The 14,904-nt window shown below is 65.6% G+C and carries 13 protein-coding genes and 1 pseudogene; 9 read left to right on the top strand and 5 right to left on the bottom strand.

Translation table 11 applies throughout. The features are described 5' to 3' along the window. Position 1 precedes the first annotated feature (1 nt). Positions 2 to 598 carry a glycerol-3-phosphate 1-O-acyltransferase PlsY gene (gene plsY / locus ACSKB8_RS28370; RefSeq protein ID WP_128933319.1) on the top strand — a complete coding sequence of 199 codons (597 nt, stop codon included), beginning with the start codon at positions 2 to 4 and terminating at the stop codon, positions 596 to 598. A gap of 211 nt (positions 599 to 809) precedes the next feature. Further along, a complete protein-coding gene (locus tag ACSKB8_RS28365) occupies positions 810 to 2,027 on the top strand; it encodes a patatin-like phospholipase family protein (protein ID WP_438107775.1) in 1,218 nt (405 codons plus the stop codon). A 228-nt stretch (positions 2,028 to 2,255) separates the two neighbouring features. Here ACSKB8_RS28365 and ACSKB8_RS28360 read toward each other — a convergent pair whose 3' ends face one another. Beyond that, positions 2,256 to 3,500: an amidase gene (locus tag ACSKB8_RS28360; RefSeq protein WP_438107774.1), complete on the bottom strand. Its 1,245-nt coding sequence runs from the start codon at positions 3,498 to 3,500 to the stop codon at positions 2,256 to 2,258. A gap of 91 nt (positions 3,501 to 3,591) precedes the next feature. Between ACSKB8_RS28360 and dprA the strand changes: the two genes are divergently transcribed. After that, a complete protein-coding gene (gene dprA, locus ACSKB8_RS28355; protein ID WP_438107773.1) occupies positions 3,592 to 4,734 on the top strand; it encodes a DNA-processing protein DprA in 1,143 nt (380 codons plus the stop codon). A 232-nt stretch (positions 4,735 to 4,966) separates the two neighbouring features. Here dprA and ACSKB8_RS28350 read toward each other — a convergent pair whose 3' ends face one another. Beyond that, on the bottom strand, positions 4,967 to 5,413 hold the full coding sequence (locus ACSKB8_RS28350; RefSeq protein ID WP_438107772.1) for a winged helix-turn-helix transcriptional regulator: 447 nt from the start codon (positions 5,411 to 5,413) through the stop codon (positions 4,967 to 4,969). Positions 5,414 to 5,496: 83 nt separating this feature from the next. Here ACSKB8_RS28350 and ACSKB8_RS28345 point away from each other — a divergent pair, with 83 nt between their 5' ends. Beyond that, positions 5,497 to 6,105 (top strand): FMN-dependent NADH-azoreductase, encoded by a 609-nt coding sequence (locus ACSKB8_RS28345; RefSeq protein WP_438107771.1) that lies wholly within the window; start codon positions 5,497 to 5,499, stop codon positions 6,103 to 6,105. A gap of 72 nt (positions 6,106 to 6,177) precedes the next feature. On the opposite strand, the gene ACSKB8_RS28340 is transcribed toward ACSKB8_RS28345, so the two are convergent. Together ACSKB8_RS28340 and ACSKB8_RS28335 are read right to left on the bottom strand one after the other, a co-directional pair. Next, a complete protein-coding gene (locus ACSKB8_RS28340) occupies positions 6,178 to 6,360 on the bottom strand; it encodes a hypothetical protein (protein WP_091895976.1) in 183 nt (60 codons plus the stop codon). 209 nt (positions 6,361 to 6,569) lie between these two features. Beyond that, a complete protein-coding gene (locus ACSKB8_RS28335; RefSeq protein ID WP_438107770.1) occupies positions 6,570 to 7,343 on the bottom strand; it encodes an SDR family oxidoreductase in 774 nt (257 codons plus the stop codon). 124 nt (positions 7,344 to 7,467) lie between these two features. Between ACSKB8_RS28335 and ACSKB8_RS28330 the strand changes: the two genes are divergently transcribed. Next, positions 7,468 to 7,935 (top strand): winged helix-turn-helix transcriptional regulator, encoded by a 468-nt coding sequence (locus ACSKB8_RS28330; protein ID WP_438107769.1) that lies wholly within the window; start codon positions 7,468 to 7,470, stop codon positions 7,933 to 7,935. Positions 7,936 to 8,070: 135 nt separating this feature from the next. Here the strand turns inward: ACSKB8_RS28330 and ACSKB8_RS28325 are convergent, their stop codons facing one another. Then, on the bottom strand, positions 8,071 to 8,214 hold the full coding sequence (locus ACSKB8_RS28325; RefSeq protein ID WP_244551336.1) for a hypothetical protein: 144 nt from the start codon (positions 8,212 to 8,214) through the stop codon (positions 8,071 to 8,073). 323 nt (positions 8,215 to 8,537) lie between these two features. Between ACSKB8_RS28325 and topA the strand changes: the two genes are divergently transcribed. From topA to ACSKB8_RS28305, 4 genes and pseudogenes are all read left to right on the top strand, one after another. Further along, complete coding sequence (gene topA / locus ACSKB8_RS28320; protein WP_438107768.1) at positions 8,538 to 11,303, top strand: type I DNA topoisomerase; 2,766 nt, start codon at positions 8,538 to 8,540, stop codon at positions 11,301 to 11,303. Between the two features lie 7 nt (positions 11,304 to 11,310). Next, positions 11,311 to 13,666: pseudogene (rnr, locus tag ACSKB8_RS28315) on the top strand (ribonuclease R). Then, complete coding sequence (locus ACSKB8_RS28310) at positions 13,660 to 14,100, top strand: DUF983 domain-containing protein (protein ID WP_370985853.1); 441 nt, start codon at positions 13,660 to 13,662, stop codon at positions 14,098 to 14,100. Before rnr ends, ACSKB8_RS28310 begins: the two are co-directional and overlap by 7 nt. Positions 14,101 to 14,131: 31 nt before the next feature. Further along, entirely contained in the window at positions 14,132 to 14,884 is a 753-nt protein-coding gene (locus tag ACSKB8_RS28305) for an NUDIX hydrolase (RefSeq protein ID WP_438107767.1), read from the top strand. Positions 14,885 to 14,904 lie beyond the last annotated feature (20 nt).

The following is a 14,904-nucleotide window of genomic DNA, read 5'->3' as shown; positions in this document are numbered from 1 at the left end:
CATGGGGCTTGAAGCATTTTTGCCGGTGGCCTTCGTCATCGGCTACCTCCTCGGCTCGATTCCGTTCGGGCTGATCCTCACCAAGCTCGCGGGCACGCAGGATATCCGCTCGATCGGCTCCGGCAGCATCGGCGCCACCAATGTGCTGCGCACGGGACGCAAGAGCCTCGCCGCAGGCACCTTGCTGTTCGACGCGCTCAAGGGCACCGTGGCCGTGGTGATTGCCGGCTACATTGCAGGCCCCAATGCCGCCATGGTGGCCGGGCTCGGCGCTTTCCTCGGCCATCTCTTCCCGGTCTGGCTCAAGTTCAAAGGCGGCAAGGGCGTGGCCGTCTATATCGGCATCCTGCTCGGCCTGTTCTGGCCTGGCGCCGTCGTGTTCTGTCTGCTCTGGCTGGCGACCGCCTTCACCACCCGCTACTCTTCGCTCTCCGCGCTGGTGGCGGCGTTCATCACGCCGATGTTCCTGTGGTGGTTCGGGCATCTCGCATTGTCTGCTCTGACAGCAGTGCTGACACTGTTGCTGTTCTACGCGCATCGCGAGAACATCAAGCGCTTGCAAGCGGGCAAGGAAAGCCGGATCGGCGAGAAGGCCTAGAGTGCTTTCGAGCGAAGTGGATGCCGGTTCGCGTCAAGAAGACGCGTCAAAACAAAACTCCGGAGCCGGGCATCTACGGATACCGAAACGGCCCTTCCACATTATATCCCAAATCCTGTTCGCAACTTGCGGCCGAATCACTGTTGTATTGGCCAGCGGGATTCTGGGCTGTCATCCTGACAGCGTGGATAGCGTTACGCGGTAGCTCAGAATGAGCGAGAAGATTGTCGGCGCGCATGACGGGGTTGGTTCGCAGGGTGCTTCGGGCACCGCAGCGAGCCGACTGCTGTCGATGACCAATATCTGGTCCGATGCGGCCTCGCCGCCTCCCGCACTAGAACCTGCTCCCGCTTTACCGCAAGCACCGCAGCCTGAGCCGCTCGCGAAAGCCGACGCTCCCGTCGATATCGTCATGACGAAGGCTGCACCGGTCGCGCCCGCGCGGACGCATTCCGATCAATGGCCGCCGCGAAAACTGTCGCTGGCGCTTCAGGGCGGCGGCACCTTCGCCGCCTTCACTTGGGGCGTGCTCGAGCGGCTGCTGGAAGAGCCCTCCATCGCGATCGACACCATTAGTGGCGCCAGCGCCGGCGCCATCAACGCGCTGCTGCTCGCCTCCGGCTTTGCCGAAGGCGGGCGCGAAGGCGCGCGGTCACGGCTGAACCGGTTCTGGCTCCGCCTGATGCATGAAGCCTCGTTCCGCGCGCTGATGCTGGTCGGCGGCTTTTCGCCAGCGGGAAGCTCGGTCGCGTTCGGGCCGACGCTGCGCTCCGGCCACTTCGATCCGTTCGATCTCGATCCGCTGCGGCAGGCGCTGTCGCGCGACATCGATTTCGCCGCCCTGCGCCATCCGAACTGTCCCAAGCTCTTGATCGCAGCGACGCGGATCCACGACGGCCAGCAACAGATCTTCCGCAATGACGCTGTCACCGCCGACGTCGCGCTGGCCTCGACCTGCCCGCCCCTCGTCCACTGCGCCGTCGAGATCGACGGCGAGGCCTATTGGGACGGCGGCTTTGGCGGCAACCCGCCGCTGCTGCGGCTGGCGCAGGAAACGATGACGTCCGATGTCCTGCTGGTCCAGGTCACGCCGGCGCGCGACAGCTACGTGCCGATCACGCTTGCCGCGATCGACCGCCGGCTCGACCAGATTGCAGCCAACGCCGCGCTCAACGCCGAGATCGCCGCGATCGAATGGGCGCAGGCTCATGCCGCGCCATCGCTGCGGCTCTCCAGGATCGCAGCCGAAGACTTCGTTGACGGGCTGGCGCAACGCTCCTCCACCGATCTCGGCCGAGGCTTCATTCGCCTCTTGCACCGGAGCGGCCGCGAGGCCGCGGAGCGCTGGTTGAAGCAAGGCACCGCTGTCAGTGCAGCCTCACCTGCATCCGATCAGCGCATCGCTCCAGCCGAACCCGCGCTGGTATAGGGTGTGACGGTCTGCCGGCGGTCCGTGGTTCACCTCTCCCCAACGGGGAGAGGTCGGATTGCGTCTGGCGATGCGGAGCATCGTCCAGTGCAATCCGGGTGAGGGGCTGTGGCATTCGGTGAGGTCATAACCCCTCACCCGGATCGCATCTCACGATGCGACCTCTCCCTACGGGAGAGGTGTATCGAGTCCCGGAGGCGCATCGATTCAACCAAGTCGCATCCCGCGCTAGCCTGATTTCGCCAGCGCGTCCTCCAAGAACCAGGCCGCTGCGAGTGCGAGCGGATCGTTGCCGAAGCGCGCGATCACCTGCACGCCGATCGGCAGGCCGCCGACCTTCAGCACCGGCACGTTGACGCAAGGATTGCCCATCAGCGTCCAGAGCCGGTTGTAACGGGGATCGCCCGTGGTCGCGAGCTCCTTGGCCGGCGCCGTACCTGGCGCGGAATAGGTCAGGAGCACGTCGACGCCCTCGAACAGCTCGCCGAGCTCGCGGCGGCCGCGCCGGCTGATCCGCCGCGCCTCGTCATATTCCTTCGGCGTCAGGCCGACCGTCGCATCGAGACTGGCGCGCAGCATCGGCGCGATCTCGTCGTGGCGCTCGGAAAACTCCCAGGCGAGTGCGCGATGCGCCTCGAAATCCTGGATGATCGGATGGATGCGCCAGGCCTTCTGCACCGCTTCGGGCAGATCGATGGTCTGCACGCTGGCGCCGGCGCGCGTCGCCGCCTTGATCGCGGCTTGCAGCCCCTCTTCAGCCGCCGGCTCGACGGCGCCGGCGAACTCCTGCCTGACGACGCCGATCCGCGGCGACTTCGCTGCGGTGATGCCGGAGAATTCGCTGCGCCCCGTCATCGCCAGCAGCCCGCGCGCGAGATCCTCCGCGCGCGCGCCGAACAGGCCGACCGTGTCTAGCGCCCATGAATAGCACTTCACACCGACCGTCGGCAGCATGCGGAACGACGGCTTGATCGCGGCGGTCCCGCAATAGGCGGCGGGACGGATCACCGAGCCGCCGGTCTGGGTGCCCAGCGCCAGCGGGATCATGCCGGCGCCGACGGCTGCCGCAGAGCCCGAGGACGAGCCGCCTGGCGAATGGCCCGTATTGTGCGGATTGCGCGTCGGCGTGGGATCGCGCGAGGCGAACGCCGTGGTCGTGGTCTTGCCGATGATGGTGGCGCCCGCCCGCTTCAGCATCATCACGACCGGCGCATCCGAGCGCGGCTGCCAGCCGCGATAGATCTCCGAGCCCATCTCGGTCGGCATATTGGCCGTGTCGATGATGTCCTTGATCCCGACCGCGATGCCCCGCAGCGGACCGGCGCCTTGCGCCTTCGCAGCCTTGTCGTGGCGGACGAAGGCGCGGACGTCCTTCTCCTTGGCCTCGATCGCCGCATGCGATTGCGCGATCGCGGCATCGGGCGACAACTCGCCGGCTTCAATGCGGCGCTGGAGATCGGCGAGTGAGATCATGGCAAAATCCTTCTTATTGGGATCGCTTTTAGCATCGGGGCGCGGTCGCGCAAGCGCACGTCCCTGTTGCGCAACGCCCTCAGGTTGTTCCATGCTGTGTCTGCAAGGAGACGCCGTGGACGCCATCAATCCAAGCGTGGAGCTGACCGAGTCTGAGCGGATCGACTGCCTGCGGCTGATCCGCTCCGACAATGTCGGGCCGCGCACCTTCCGTTCGCTGGTCGACCATTTCGGCACGGCGCGCGCCGCGCTGGAGCGGCTGCCGGATCTGGCGCGCCGCGGCGGTGCGCAGCGATCGGGGCGCATCTGTAGCGCCGATGAAGCGAAGGCCGAGCTCGCCGCAAGCCGCAAGTTCGGCATCGCCTGGCGCGCGCCCGGCGAAGACGGCTATCCGGCGCGGCTCGCAACGCTCGACGATGCGCCGCCATTGCTCGCCGTGCGCGGCGACGCGAAAACCTTGATGCGACCGATGATCGCGATCGTCGGCTCTCGAAATGCCTCCGGCGCCGGCTTGAAGTTTGCCGGCCAGCTTGCGCGCGAGCTTGGCGAAGCCGGTTTCGTCGTCATCTCCGGCCTCGCCCGCGGCGTCGACCAGGCCGCGCATCGCACGAGCATCGAAAGCGGCACGATCGCCGTGCTCGCCGGCGGGCATGATTGCATCTATCCGCCCGAGCATGGCGACCTGCTCGCCGCGATCCTCGACCATGAGGGCGCTGCGATCTCCGAGATGCCGCTCGGCCATGAGCCACGTGCCCGCGACTTTCCCCGCCGCAACCGCCTGATCTCCGGTGCGTCGCTCGGCGTGGTCGTGGTGGAAGCGGCGCACCGCTCGGGCTCGCTGATCACCGCCCGCATGGCGGCCGAACAGGGCCGCGAGGTGTTCGCAGTGCCCGGATCGCCGCTCGATCCGCGCGCCGCCGGCACCAACGATCTGATCAAGCAGGGAGCAACGCTCGTCACCGAGGCCGCCGACATCGTCAATGCGGTGCAGCCGATCATGGAGCGGCCGCTGATGCACCCCGCAGGCGAGCCCGACAGCGAGCCGTTCGAGAGCGATCCGCAAGGCCACGATCGCGACCAGATCACCGGCCTGCTCGGCCCTGCCCCAATCTCGATCGACGATCTCGTGCGGATGTCCGGCGCCTCGCCCGCAATCGTGCGCACCGTGCTGCTGGAGCTCGAGCTCGCCGGCAAGCTGGAGCGTCACGGCGGCGGATTGGTATCGCTGCTTTAGGGAGCTGGCCCGTACCTTGCCCTCCCCTGGAGGGGGAGGGTCGATCGCGCGAAGCGCGAGCGGGGTGGGGTGATCTCTCCACGCAGGCTCTGTTTGAGACGGAGAGACTGTCACCCCACCCCGTCCCACATTTCGCTGCGCTCAATGTGAGCCGACCCTCCCCCTCCAGGGGAGGGTAAAATCCACCTCGCAGCACGATCAGGCTCCTACTCCTTATTCTCCATTCTCCGCTTCAGCCCTCGTTGCGCTGGTCGAACTTCGTCCGTGCCGCCTCGATCTGCGCCAGATGGTCCTTCGCCCAGCTGCCGAGCGCTTCCACGGGGCGCGACAGGCCGCGGCCGAGATCGGTGAGCTCGTAGTCCACGCGCGGCGGAATGGTGGGGAAGATCGTGCGCGTGACGAGGCCGTCGCGCTCGAGGCCACGCAGCGTCAAGGTCAGCATCCGCTGCGAGATGCCGTTGATCATGCGCTTCAGCTCATTGAAGCGCTTCGGCCCGTCGCTGAGCATCATGATGACGAACACGCTCCATTTGTCGCCGACACGGGACAGCACGGAGGCGACCCCACGACAATCCGCATGGTTGGGATCCGGCCTTGGGTCGGGCCTTGTATCCGACCTTGGATTTGGCCTCGGCGGAGCAGGCAAATCGGTGTTTTCAGGTTTCAATAATGTGCCCATGGCTCAAAAAAGTGCGTTCTTGCGGGGATTTCGACAGTCACTCATGTAGCGCGGGTTACAAACTTATACCATGGGTGACCCCAATGAAACTCCTCCATATCGACTCCAGCGTCCTCGGCCCCCACTCCGTCAGCCGGCAGGTTTCCGCCGCCATCGTCGACCGGCTGCGCCAGGCGACGCCCGGGCTCGACATCACCTATCGCGACCTGACCCAGACCCCGCTCGCCCACCTCTCCGGCTCACACCTGGCGGCCGCGCAAGGCGCACCCGCGCCGGCGGAACTCGCACCCGACCTCGCCGCGAGCGCAGCCGCGCTGGACGAGTTCTTGGCCGCCGACATCGTCGTCATCGGCGCACCCATGTACAATTTCACGATCCCAAGCCAGCTCAAGGCCTGGATCGACCGCGTCCTGGTGGCGGGGAAGACTTTTGAGTATGGCGCGGCGGGGCCGGAGGGGCTCGCCGGCGGCAAGCGCGTGATCGTCGCGATCTCCCGCGGCGGATACTATGGCGCGGGTTCGCCCGCCGCAGCGCTGGAGCACCTCGAAAGCTATCTGCGCGGCGTATTCGGCTTCATGGGCATCCATAATGCCGAATTCATCATCGCCGACGGCATCCAGGTCGGACCGGAGCATCGCGAGAAGTCTCTGGCCGGCGCGCTCCAGGCGGCAACCAGCCTGCGCGCGGCCTGAGATCAGACCGACATCATCAGTCGCCGCGGCATCGCCTGCGGCGGCTGATGGACGGCTGCGCCATCTGCAAAGCTAAAACCAGACGCCCTGCATGCCCAGGATCACGGCGACGAGCGAGACGAACAGGCCGATTCCGGAAAACAGTGCGACCGCGACGAGTTCGGACCTTCCGGAGCGTTTGGCCGGGGTGGCGGAATTTTCAGTGTAAATACGCGGTGATGAAATCGACGAAAAAATACGGGCTGCTTTCGGCATAACGGACTCCCTTAAAAATGAGTCTTCTGCCCCCTGCCCGTAAAAATGTCTTGGCAGTGCGCGCGGAGGTTCAAGTCCTCACGCAAAGGTTTTGGAGCACGTCGCGCAAGATGCAGGAACCGGCCGGCGCAACCGCGCGCATTGCGCCAACCAATTCAATTTGCGCTAAAGCGCGATGAAAGTTGGATGAATCGTCATCGCGCTTTAGGTTAGCCGCGATAGATCGGCGCGCCGCTCGGCGAGGCCACCGCGCCGCCGTCGACGAAGATCTCCTGGCCCTGCACGTCGGCGGAATCATCGGAGGCGAGGAACAGCACCGTCTTCGCAACGTGATCCGTTTCGCCGATGCGGCCGAGCGGCGTCGATAGCGCGATCCGTTTCTCGAACGCCTTCTCGGCCTCGGGCGTCGCGACCGCAGGTCCCCAGATCGGCGTGCGGATCGCACCGGGCGCCACCACGTTGACGCGAACGCCGCGCGGCGACAGTTCCGAGGCCATGGTCCGCGCCATCGCGCGGACGCCGGCCTTCGCGGCGCCGTAAGCGGAGTAGCCGGGAATGCCGAGCACGGAGATCACCGAACCGTTGAGAATGATCGAGGCGTTGTCGTTGAGATACGGCAGCGCCGACTGAACGGTGAAGAACACGCCGGTGAGGTTCGTGCTGATGACCTTCTCGAAGACGTCCAGCGTCGCCGAGCCGAGCGGCGTGCCGCCGGCGATGCCGGCATTGGCGAAGACGATGTCGAACTTGCCGAACGTCTCGGCGCCCTTCTTGATCGCGGCTTCCGTCGCGGCGATGTCGGTGGCGTCGGCGGCGAGCGCCAGCGCATTCGGCCCGAGCTTTTTCGCAGCTGCCTCCAGCGTCTCCTTGTTGCGCCCGGTGATCACGACCCTGGCGCCCTCGGCCACGAACAATTTTGCGGTCGCAAGGCCAATGCCGCTGTTGCCGCCGGTAATCAGGGCCGTCTTGTTCGTCAGTCTCACGTTCGCCTCCAGTGGTTGCATGATAAAACTAATTTGCCATCTAGGGCATACGGTTTTATGATGCAACCACACAAGCGCGTGATCGCCCCCCCGAAAGCGGGCGAACGCGACAGGACGAAAGACCATGGTGAAACGAACGAGCTTTGAGGGCGATGCCTGCCCGATCGCGCGATCGCTGGAGGCGCTCGGCGACTGGTGGTCGCTGCTGATCATCCGCGAGGCGCTGCTCGGCGCACGCCGTTTCGGCGAATTCCAGAGCAAGCTCGGCATGGCCAAGAACATCTTGTCGGTGCGACTGCGGTCACTCGTCGAGCACGGCATTCTGGCGACCGCCCCGGCCTCCGACGGCAGCGGCTACCAGGAATACGTGCTGACGGAGAAGGGCCGCGGCACCTTCCCGATCCTGGTGGCGCTGCGGCAATGGAGCGAGGAGTTCGACGATCACCCCGAAGAGATCGCGACCATCCTGATCGATCGCGCCAAGGGCCGCCCGGTGAAGAAGCTCGAAATGCGCGCCGAGGACGGCCGGTTGCTCAGCCCGGCCGACACCACGCTGAAGCCGCGGCCGGCGCCGCGGCGGCGGTCGGCCTGACGGCGCACGACCGGCACCAAACAGTCATTGCGAGCGTAGCGAAGCAATCCAGAGTCTTTCCGCGGAGGGATTCTGGATTGCTTCGCTGCGCTCGCAATGACGACGTTGAGACAGCGCGCCTTACTCTAGAGTCGCTCACGACAGCTTGCGCCTGCTCCGCAGCCTCAGATGCTCGTCGGCCTCGAGCTGTGTCATGCCCAAGAGATAATGTAACACGTGCAGCTTGTGGCGCTCGGCGAGCTTGCGCAGAGCAGCCGTCTGCTCGGCAATGAAGGCCACCGCCTCATCCGCCCCACCTTCCCCCGGTTCCTCGTTGCGCGAGCCTCCCGGCGCGCCCGATGCGGCGCGCGCCCGTTTCTTTCCTGGCCTAGTCACCAGACCCACCCCGAATCCATGCCCCGCGGAAACATTACGCCGACATCGGCCGCAACTCCAAGGTGGTATTTTGCAACTTTCTCGATATGAAATTTTTCCCATTGCGGCGGCGTTCAACACCCGCCGATTTCGACAGGACCGGCCTCACCACCCATGCTCGGGTCGAAACGGCCGACCCGAGTCCTTTCGTATTCGGCCAAGATTTTCCCGCAAGTTACTGGAACTACATGAATATCGTCATTGTGGAGTCGCCGGCGAAAGCCAAGACGATCAACAAATATCTGGGCTCGTCCTACGAGGTTCTGGCGTCGTTCGGCCATGTCCGCGACCTCCCCGCCAAGAACGGCTCCGTCGATCCCGACGCCAATTTCAAGATGATCTGGGAGGTCGACCCCAAGGCCGCCGGACGGCTGAACGATATCGCGAGGTCGCTGAAAGGCGCTGACCGCCTGATTCTCGCCACCGACCCTGATCGCGAGGGTGAGGCCATCTCCTGGCACGTGCTGGAGGTGCTTAAAGAGAAGCGCGCGCTGAAGGACCAGAAGATCGAGCGCGTAGTGTTCAACGCCATCACCAAGCAGGCGATCTCGGAAGCCATGAAGCATCCGCGCCAGATCGACGGCGCGCTGGTCGATGCCTATATGGCGCGCCGTGCGCTGGACTATCTGGTCGGCTTCACCCTCTCCCCCGTGCTGTGGCGCAAGCTGCCCGGCGCGCGCTCGGCCGGCCGCGTGCAGTCGGTGGCGCTGCGCCTCGTCTGCGACCGCGAGCTCGAGATCGAGAAGTTCGTCCCGCGCGAATATTGGTCGCTGGTCGCGACCCTGCTGACCCCGCGCGGCGATGCCTTCGAGGCCCGCCTGGTCGGTGCCGACGGCAAGAAGATCCAGCGCCTCGACATCGGCACCGGCGCGGAAGCCGAAGACTTCAAGAAGGCGCTGGAAGCAGCCGCCTACGCCGTGACCGCGGTCGATGCCAAGCCCGCGCGGCGCAATCCGCAGGCGCCCTTCACCACCTCGACGCTGCGGCAGGAAGCCAGCCGCAAATACGGCTTTGCGCCGGCGCACACGATGCGCATCGCCCAGCGCCTCTATGAAGGCATCGACATCGGCGGCGAGACCACCGGACTCATTACTTATATGCGAACCGATGGCGTGCAGATTGCCCCCGAGGCGATCACCCAGGCGCGCAAGGTGATAGGCGAGGATTACGGCAACGCTTATGTGCCGGACGCTCCCCGCCAGTACCAGGCCAAGGCCAAGAACGCCCAGGAAGCGCACGAGGCGATCCGTCCGACCGACCTCTCGCGCCGCCCCGACAGCATGAGCCGCAAGCTCGATGCCGATCAGGCCCGGCTCTATGAGCTGATCTGGAAGCGTACCATCGCGAGCCAGATGGAGGCGGCCGAGCTCGAGCGCACCACGGTCGACATCACCGCAAAAGCCGGCGGCCGGACGCTGGAGCTGCGCGCCACCGGGCAGGTCATCAAGTTCGACGGTTTCCTCGCGCTCTACCAGGAAGGCCGCGACGACGAGGAGGACGAGGATTCCCGCCGCCTGCCCGGCATGAGCGCAGGCGAAGCCCTGAAGCGGCAGTCGCTCGCCGTCACCCAGCATTTCACCGAGCCGCCGCCGCGCTTCTCTGAGGCATCCCTCGTCAAGCGCATGGAAGAGCTCGGCATCGGCCGACCCTCGACCTATGCCTCGATCCTCCAGGTCCTGAAGGACCGCGGCTACGTCAAGCTGGAGAAGAAGCGCCTGCATGGCGAGGACAAGGGCCGCGTCGTGATCGCGTTCCTCGAGAGCTTCTTCAGCCGCTACGTCGAATACGATTTCACCGCGGGCCTCGAAGAGCAGCTCGACCGCATCTCCAACAACGAGATCTCCTGGCAGGAGGTGCTGAAGGATTTCTGGCGCGACTTCATCGGCGCCGTCGACGACATCAAGGATTTGCGCGTCGCGCAGGTGCTTGACGTGCTCGACGAGATGCTGGGCCCGCACATCTATCCGCCCCGCGCCGATGGCGGCGACATCAGGCAGTGCCCGAACTGCGGCACCGGCCGGCTGAACCTGAAGGCCGGCAAGTTCGGCGCCTTCGTCGGCTGCTCGAACTATCCGGAGTGCCGCTATACCCGCCAGCTCGCCGCTGATGGCGAAGCCAACGCCGACCGCTCGCTCGGCCAGGATCCCGACACCGGCTTCGATGTCTGGGTCAAGGCCGGCCGCTTCGGCCCCTACATCCAGCTCGGCGAGCAGAAGGATTATGCGGAAGGCGAGAAGCCGAAGCGCGCGGGCATTCCGAAGGGCACCTCGCCCAGCGATGTCGACCTCGAGCTTGCGCTGAAACTGCTGTCGCTGCCGCGCGTGATCGGCAAGCACCCGGAAACCGGTCAGCCGATCACCGCCGGCCTCGGCCGCTTCGGGCCGTTCGTGAAGCACGAGAAGACCTACGCCAGCCTCGAGGCCGGCGACGAGGTGTTCGACATCGGCCTCAACCGCGCGGTGACGCTGATCGCGGAAAAGGTCGCGAAGGGCCCGAGCCGCCGCTTCGGCGCCGATCCCGGCAAGGCAATCGGCGATCATCCGACGCTCGGCACCGTCACCGTGAAGAGCGGCCGCTATGGCCCCTATGTCACCGCAGGCGGCGTCAACGCGACGATCCCGGCCGAGTTCGAAAAGGACGCCATCACGCTGCCGCAGGCGATCGCGCTGATCGACGAACGCGCGGCCAAGGGCGGCGGCAAGACCAAGGCGAAGAAGGCGGCAAAGCCCGCCAAGGCCAAGAAGGCTACGGAGAAGGCTGCGGACGGAGAGGACGCCGCGCCAAAGCCGAAGAAACCCGCCACGAAGAAAGCCGCGGCCAAATCGAAAACCGAATCCACCAGCAAGGCGCGCGCCGCCGTGCCGTCGACCGCCAAGACTTCTGCCACAAAGCCGTCGCCGACCAAGGCAGCCGCCACCAAGGCTCCGGCCAAGAAGAGTGCCGGCAAGAATTAGAGGTTAAGTGAAACGCAAGAATGACCGTGGCTTTCCCGACCGGACAGCCATCGTCGCCTTCATCAAGGCAAACCACGGAAAGGTCGGGACCCGCGAAATTGCGCGCGAGTTCGGCCTGAAGAACGCCGATCGCGCCGAGCTCAGGCGCATGCTGCGCGAGCTCGCCGACGACGGCATCATCAAGAAGAAGCGGCACAAGGTCTCCGAGCCGGACACGCTTCCGCCGACGCTGCTCGCCGACATCACCGGGCGCGACAGCGACGGCGAATTGATCGCCTCACCGGCCGAATGGGACGAGGTCGAAAGCGGCGAGCCGCCCAAAATCCTGATCGAGATGCCGCGCCGGCCCAAGCCCGGCACCGCCGCCGGCGTCGGCGACCGCGCGCTGCTGCGCGTCGAACGCACCGACGAGGACGAAGGCCCCGCCTATCGCGGCCGCATCATCAAGCTCATCGACAAGGCCAAGAGCCGCATCCTCGGTGTATTCCGAGCACTGCCCGAAGGCGGCGGACGGCTCGTTCCCGTCGACAAGAAGTTCGCCGACCGCGAGTTGAACATCGCGAAGACCGATACACAAGGCGCGCAGGACGGCGACCTCGTCAGCGTCGACATCGTCCGCTCGCGCGGCTTTGGCCTCGCCTCCGGCCGGGTCAAGGAGAGGCTCGGCTCGGTCAAGTCGGAGAAGGCGATCAGCCTGATCGCGATCTATGCCCACGACATCCCCTTGCAATTTTCCCCTGCCGCCGAACGCGAGGCGGAAGCGGCCGAGCCTGCGAACCTGAAAGGGCGCGAGGATTGGCGCGACGTGCCGCTCGTCACCATCGATCCGCCGGATGCGAAGGATCACGACGACGCGGTGCATGCGCAGGCCGACGACGATCCCAACAACAAGGGTGGCTTCATCGTCAACGTCGCCATCGCAGACGTGAGCTTCTACGTGCGGCCGGGCACCGCGCTCGACCGCGACGCGCTCGATCGCGGCAACTCGGTCTATTTCCCCGACCGCGTCGTGCCGATGCTGCCGGAGCGCATCTCCAACAATCTCTGCTCGCTGGTGCCGGGCGAGCCACGCGGCGCGCTCGCGGTGCGGATGGTGATCGGACCCGACGGCCGCAAGCGCTCGCACAGTTTCCACCGCATCCTGATGCGCTCGGCGGCGAAGCTGCGATTATGCGCAGGCACAGGCTGCGATCGACGGTCGACCTGATGACACCACCGGCCCGCTGCTCGATCCGATCCTGAGGCCGCTCTACGCCGCCTATGCTTGCGTCAAGCGCGCCCGCGACGAGCGCGATCCGCTCAATCTCGATCTGCCCGAGCGCAAGATCCTGTTGAAGAGCGACGGCACGGTCGACCGCGTCGTCGTGCCCGAACGTCTCGATGCGCACAAGCTGATCGAGGAGTTCATGATCCTCGCCAACGTCGCCGCGGCCGAGATGCTGGAGAAGAAATCGCTGCCGCTGATCTATCGCGTGCACGATGAGCCGACGCTGGAGAAGGTCCACGCGCTCAGCGAGTTTCTGCAAACGCTCGACGTTCCCTTCGCGAAATCAGGCGCGTTGCGCCCCACCCTGTTCAACCGCGTGCTGGCCCAGCTCGAAGGTCACGACTATTACCCGCTGGTGAGCGAGGTCGTGCTGCGCACCCAGGCGCAGGCGGAATATTCCGCGGAGAATTACGGCCATTTCGGCCTGAACCTGCGCCGCTATGCGCATTTCACCTCGCCGATCCGCCGCTATGCCGACCTCATCGTGCACCGCGCACTGGTCCGCGCGCTCGGCCTCGGCGAAGGCGCCCTGCCCGACAGCGAAACGCCGGAATCGCTCGGCGAGGTCGCCGCGCATATCTCGCTGACCGAACGGCGCGCGATGAAGGCGGAGCGCGAGACCGTCGATCGCCTGATCGCGCATCACCTCGCCGACCGCATCGGCGCCAGCTTCCAGGGACGCGTCTCCGGCGTCACCCGCGCCGGTCTTTTCGTCAAGCTGAGCGAGACCGGCGCCGATGGATTGATCCCGATCCGATCCCTCGGCACGGAATATTTCAACTATGACGAGAGCCGCCACGCCCTCGTCGGCACGCGCAGCGGCACCATGCATCAGCTGGGTGACGTCGTCGACGTCCGTCTGATAGAAGCAGCTCCTATCGCAGGCGCGCTACGCTTCGAGCTGCTGTCGTCAGAACGCGAGACCAGTCCCCGCGAGCGCCGGCCGTTCCGTCCGCAGCGCAAATTGTCCAAGGCGCATCCGGGGCGCAGTCCGGAGAGAAAACGCAAGCCGGAAAAGCAAAAATCTGCCAAGGGCAGGAAGGTCAAGGGAAAGAGCAAGGGCAAAGGCAAGGGACAGAAGGGCAAGGCATGGTGACGATGAGCACGGCCCCAAAGATCTGGACGCGCGAGACCGGCCTCGTCGAGAAGCGCGACGTGTGGGCTGCGATGAAGCGCGGCTTTCGCGGTCGCTGCCCGCGCTGCGGCGAGGGAAAGCTGTTCCGCGCCTTCCTGAAGACGGCGGACAATTGCGCCAAATGCGGCCTCGACTTCACCCCGCATCGTGCCGACGATCTGCCCGCCTATCTCGTCATCGTCATCGTCGGTCACATCGTGGTGCCGGCCATCCTCTGGATCGAGACCAACTACACCACGCCGATCTGGCTCAGTTTCGTGGCCTATCTGCCCTTCACCTTCGTCGCCTCGCTCGCGTTGTTGCAGCCCGTGAAGGGAGCTGTGGTCGGCTTGCAATGGGCTCTGCGCATGCACGGGTTTGACGAGAACCCTCCCGATGGTATTCCGCCTGTGTAAGTAAGAAGCAAAAAACGGTTTGGGTGAGGATATGACGGATACGGCGCAGGCAGTGGAGAAGGCCAAGGTTCACGATGAGAAGGAAGCCGACCACCATCCCTATTTTCGCCCAAGGGATGCGGCGACGCTGATCCTGGTCGATCGCAGCGGGCCCATTCCGAAAGTGCTGGTTGGCAAGCGCCACGACAAGGTGGTGTTCATGCCCGGCAAGTTCGTCTTCCCCGGCGGCCGTGTCGACAAGGCCGATTATCGCGTGCCCTGCGCCGCGCCCATCACCGCCGAGCTCGAAGCCAATCTCGCCAAGGGCAGCCCGAAGACCCCGGCCTCGCGCGCGAAGTCGCTCGCCATTGCCGCGATCCGCGAAGCCTGCGAGGAGACGGGTCTCTGCCTCGGCCGCAGAGCGGAGGACAAGGTGCCCAAGCTCGAAGGCCCCTGGAAGCCATTCGCGGATGCCGGCCTGCTGCCCGATCCCTCCGGCCTGTTCCTGATCGCCCGCGCCATCACCCCGCCCGGCCGCGTCAAACGCTTCGACACCCGCTTCTTCACGGCAGATGCCTCCGCGATCACCCACCGCGTCGACGGCGTGATCCATGCCGATGCCGAGCTGGTCGAGCTGGTCTGGGTCGAGCTTGGCTCAAAACCGCTCGCGGATCTGCATCCGATGACGCGCAACGTGCTCAACGAGCTCGACACCCGCCTTGCCACCGGCCCGCTGCGCCACGATGCGCCGGTGCCGTTCTTCCATTTCTACGGCGGCAAGATGCAGAAGGATGTTTTGAGCTGATCGGCGCTCCCCTCGCCGTC

The sequence above is a fragment of the Bradyrhizobium sp. BR 1432 genome, from assembly GCF_051547705.1.
Classification (GTDB): Bacteria; Pseudomonadota; Alphaproteobacteria; order Rhizobiales; family Xanthobacteraceae; genus Bradyrhizobium; species Bradyrhizobium zhanjiangense.
Note: the sequence above shows the minus strand (reverse complement) of the source record. Positions and strands in the feature narration are given on the sequence as shown.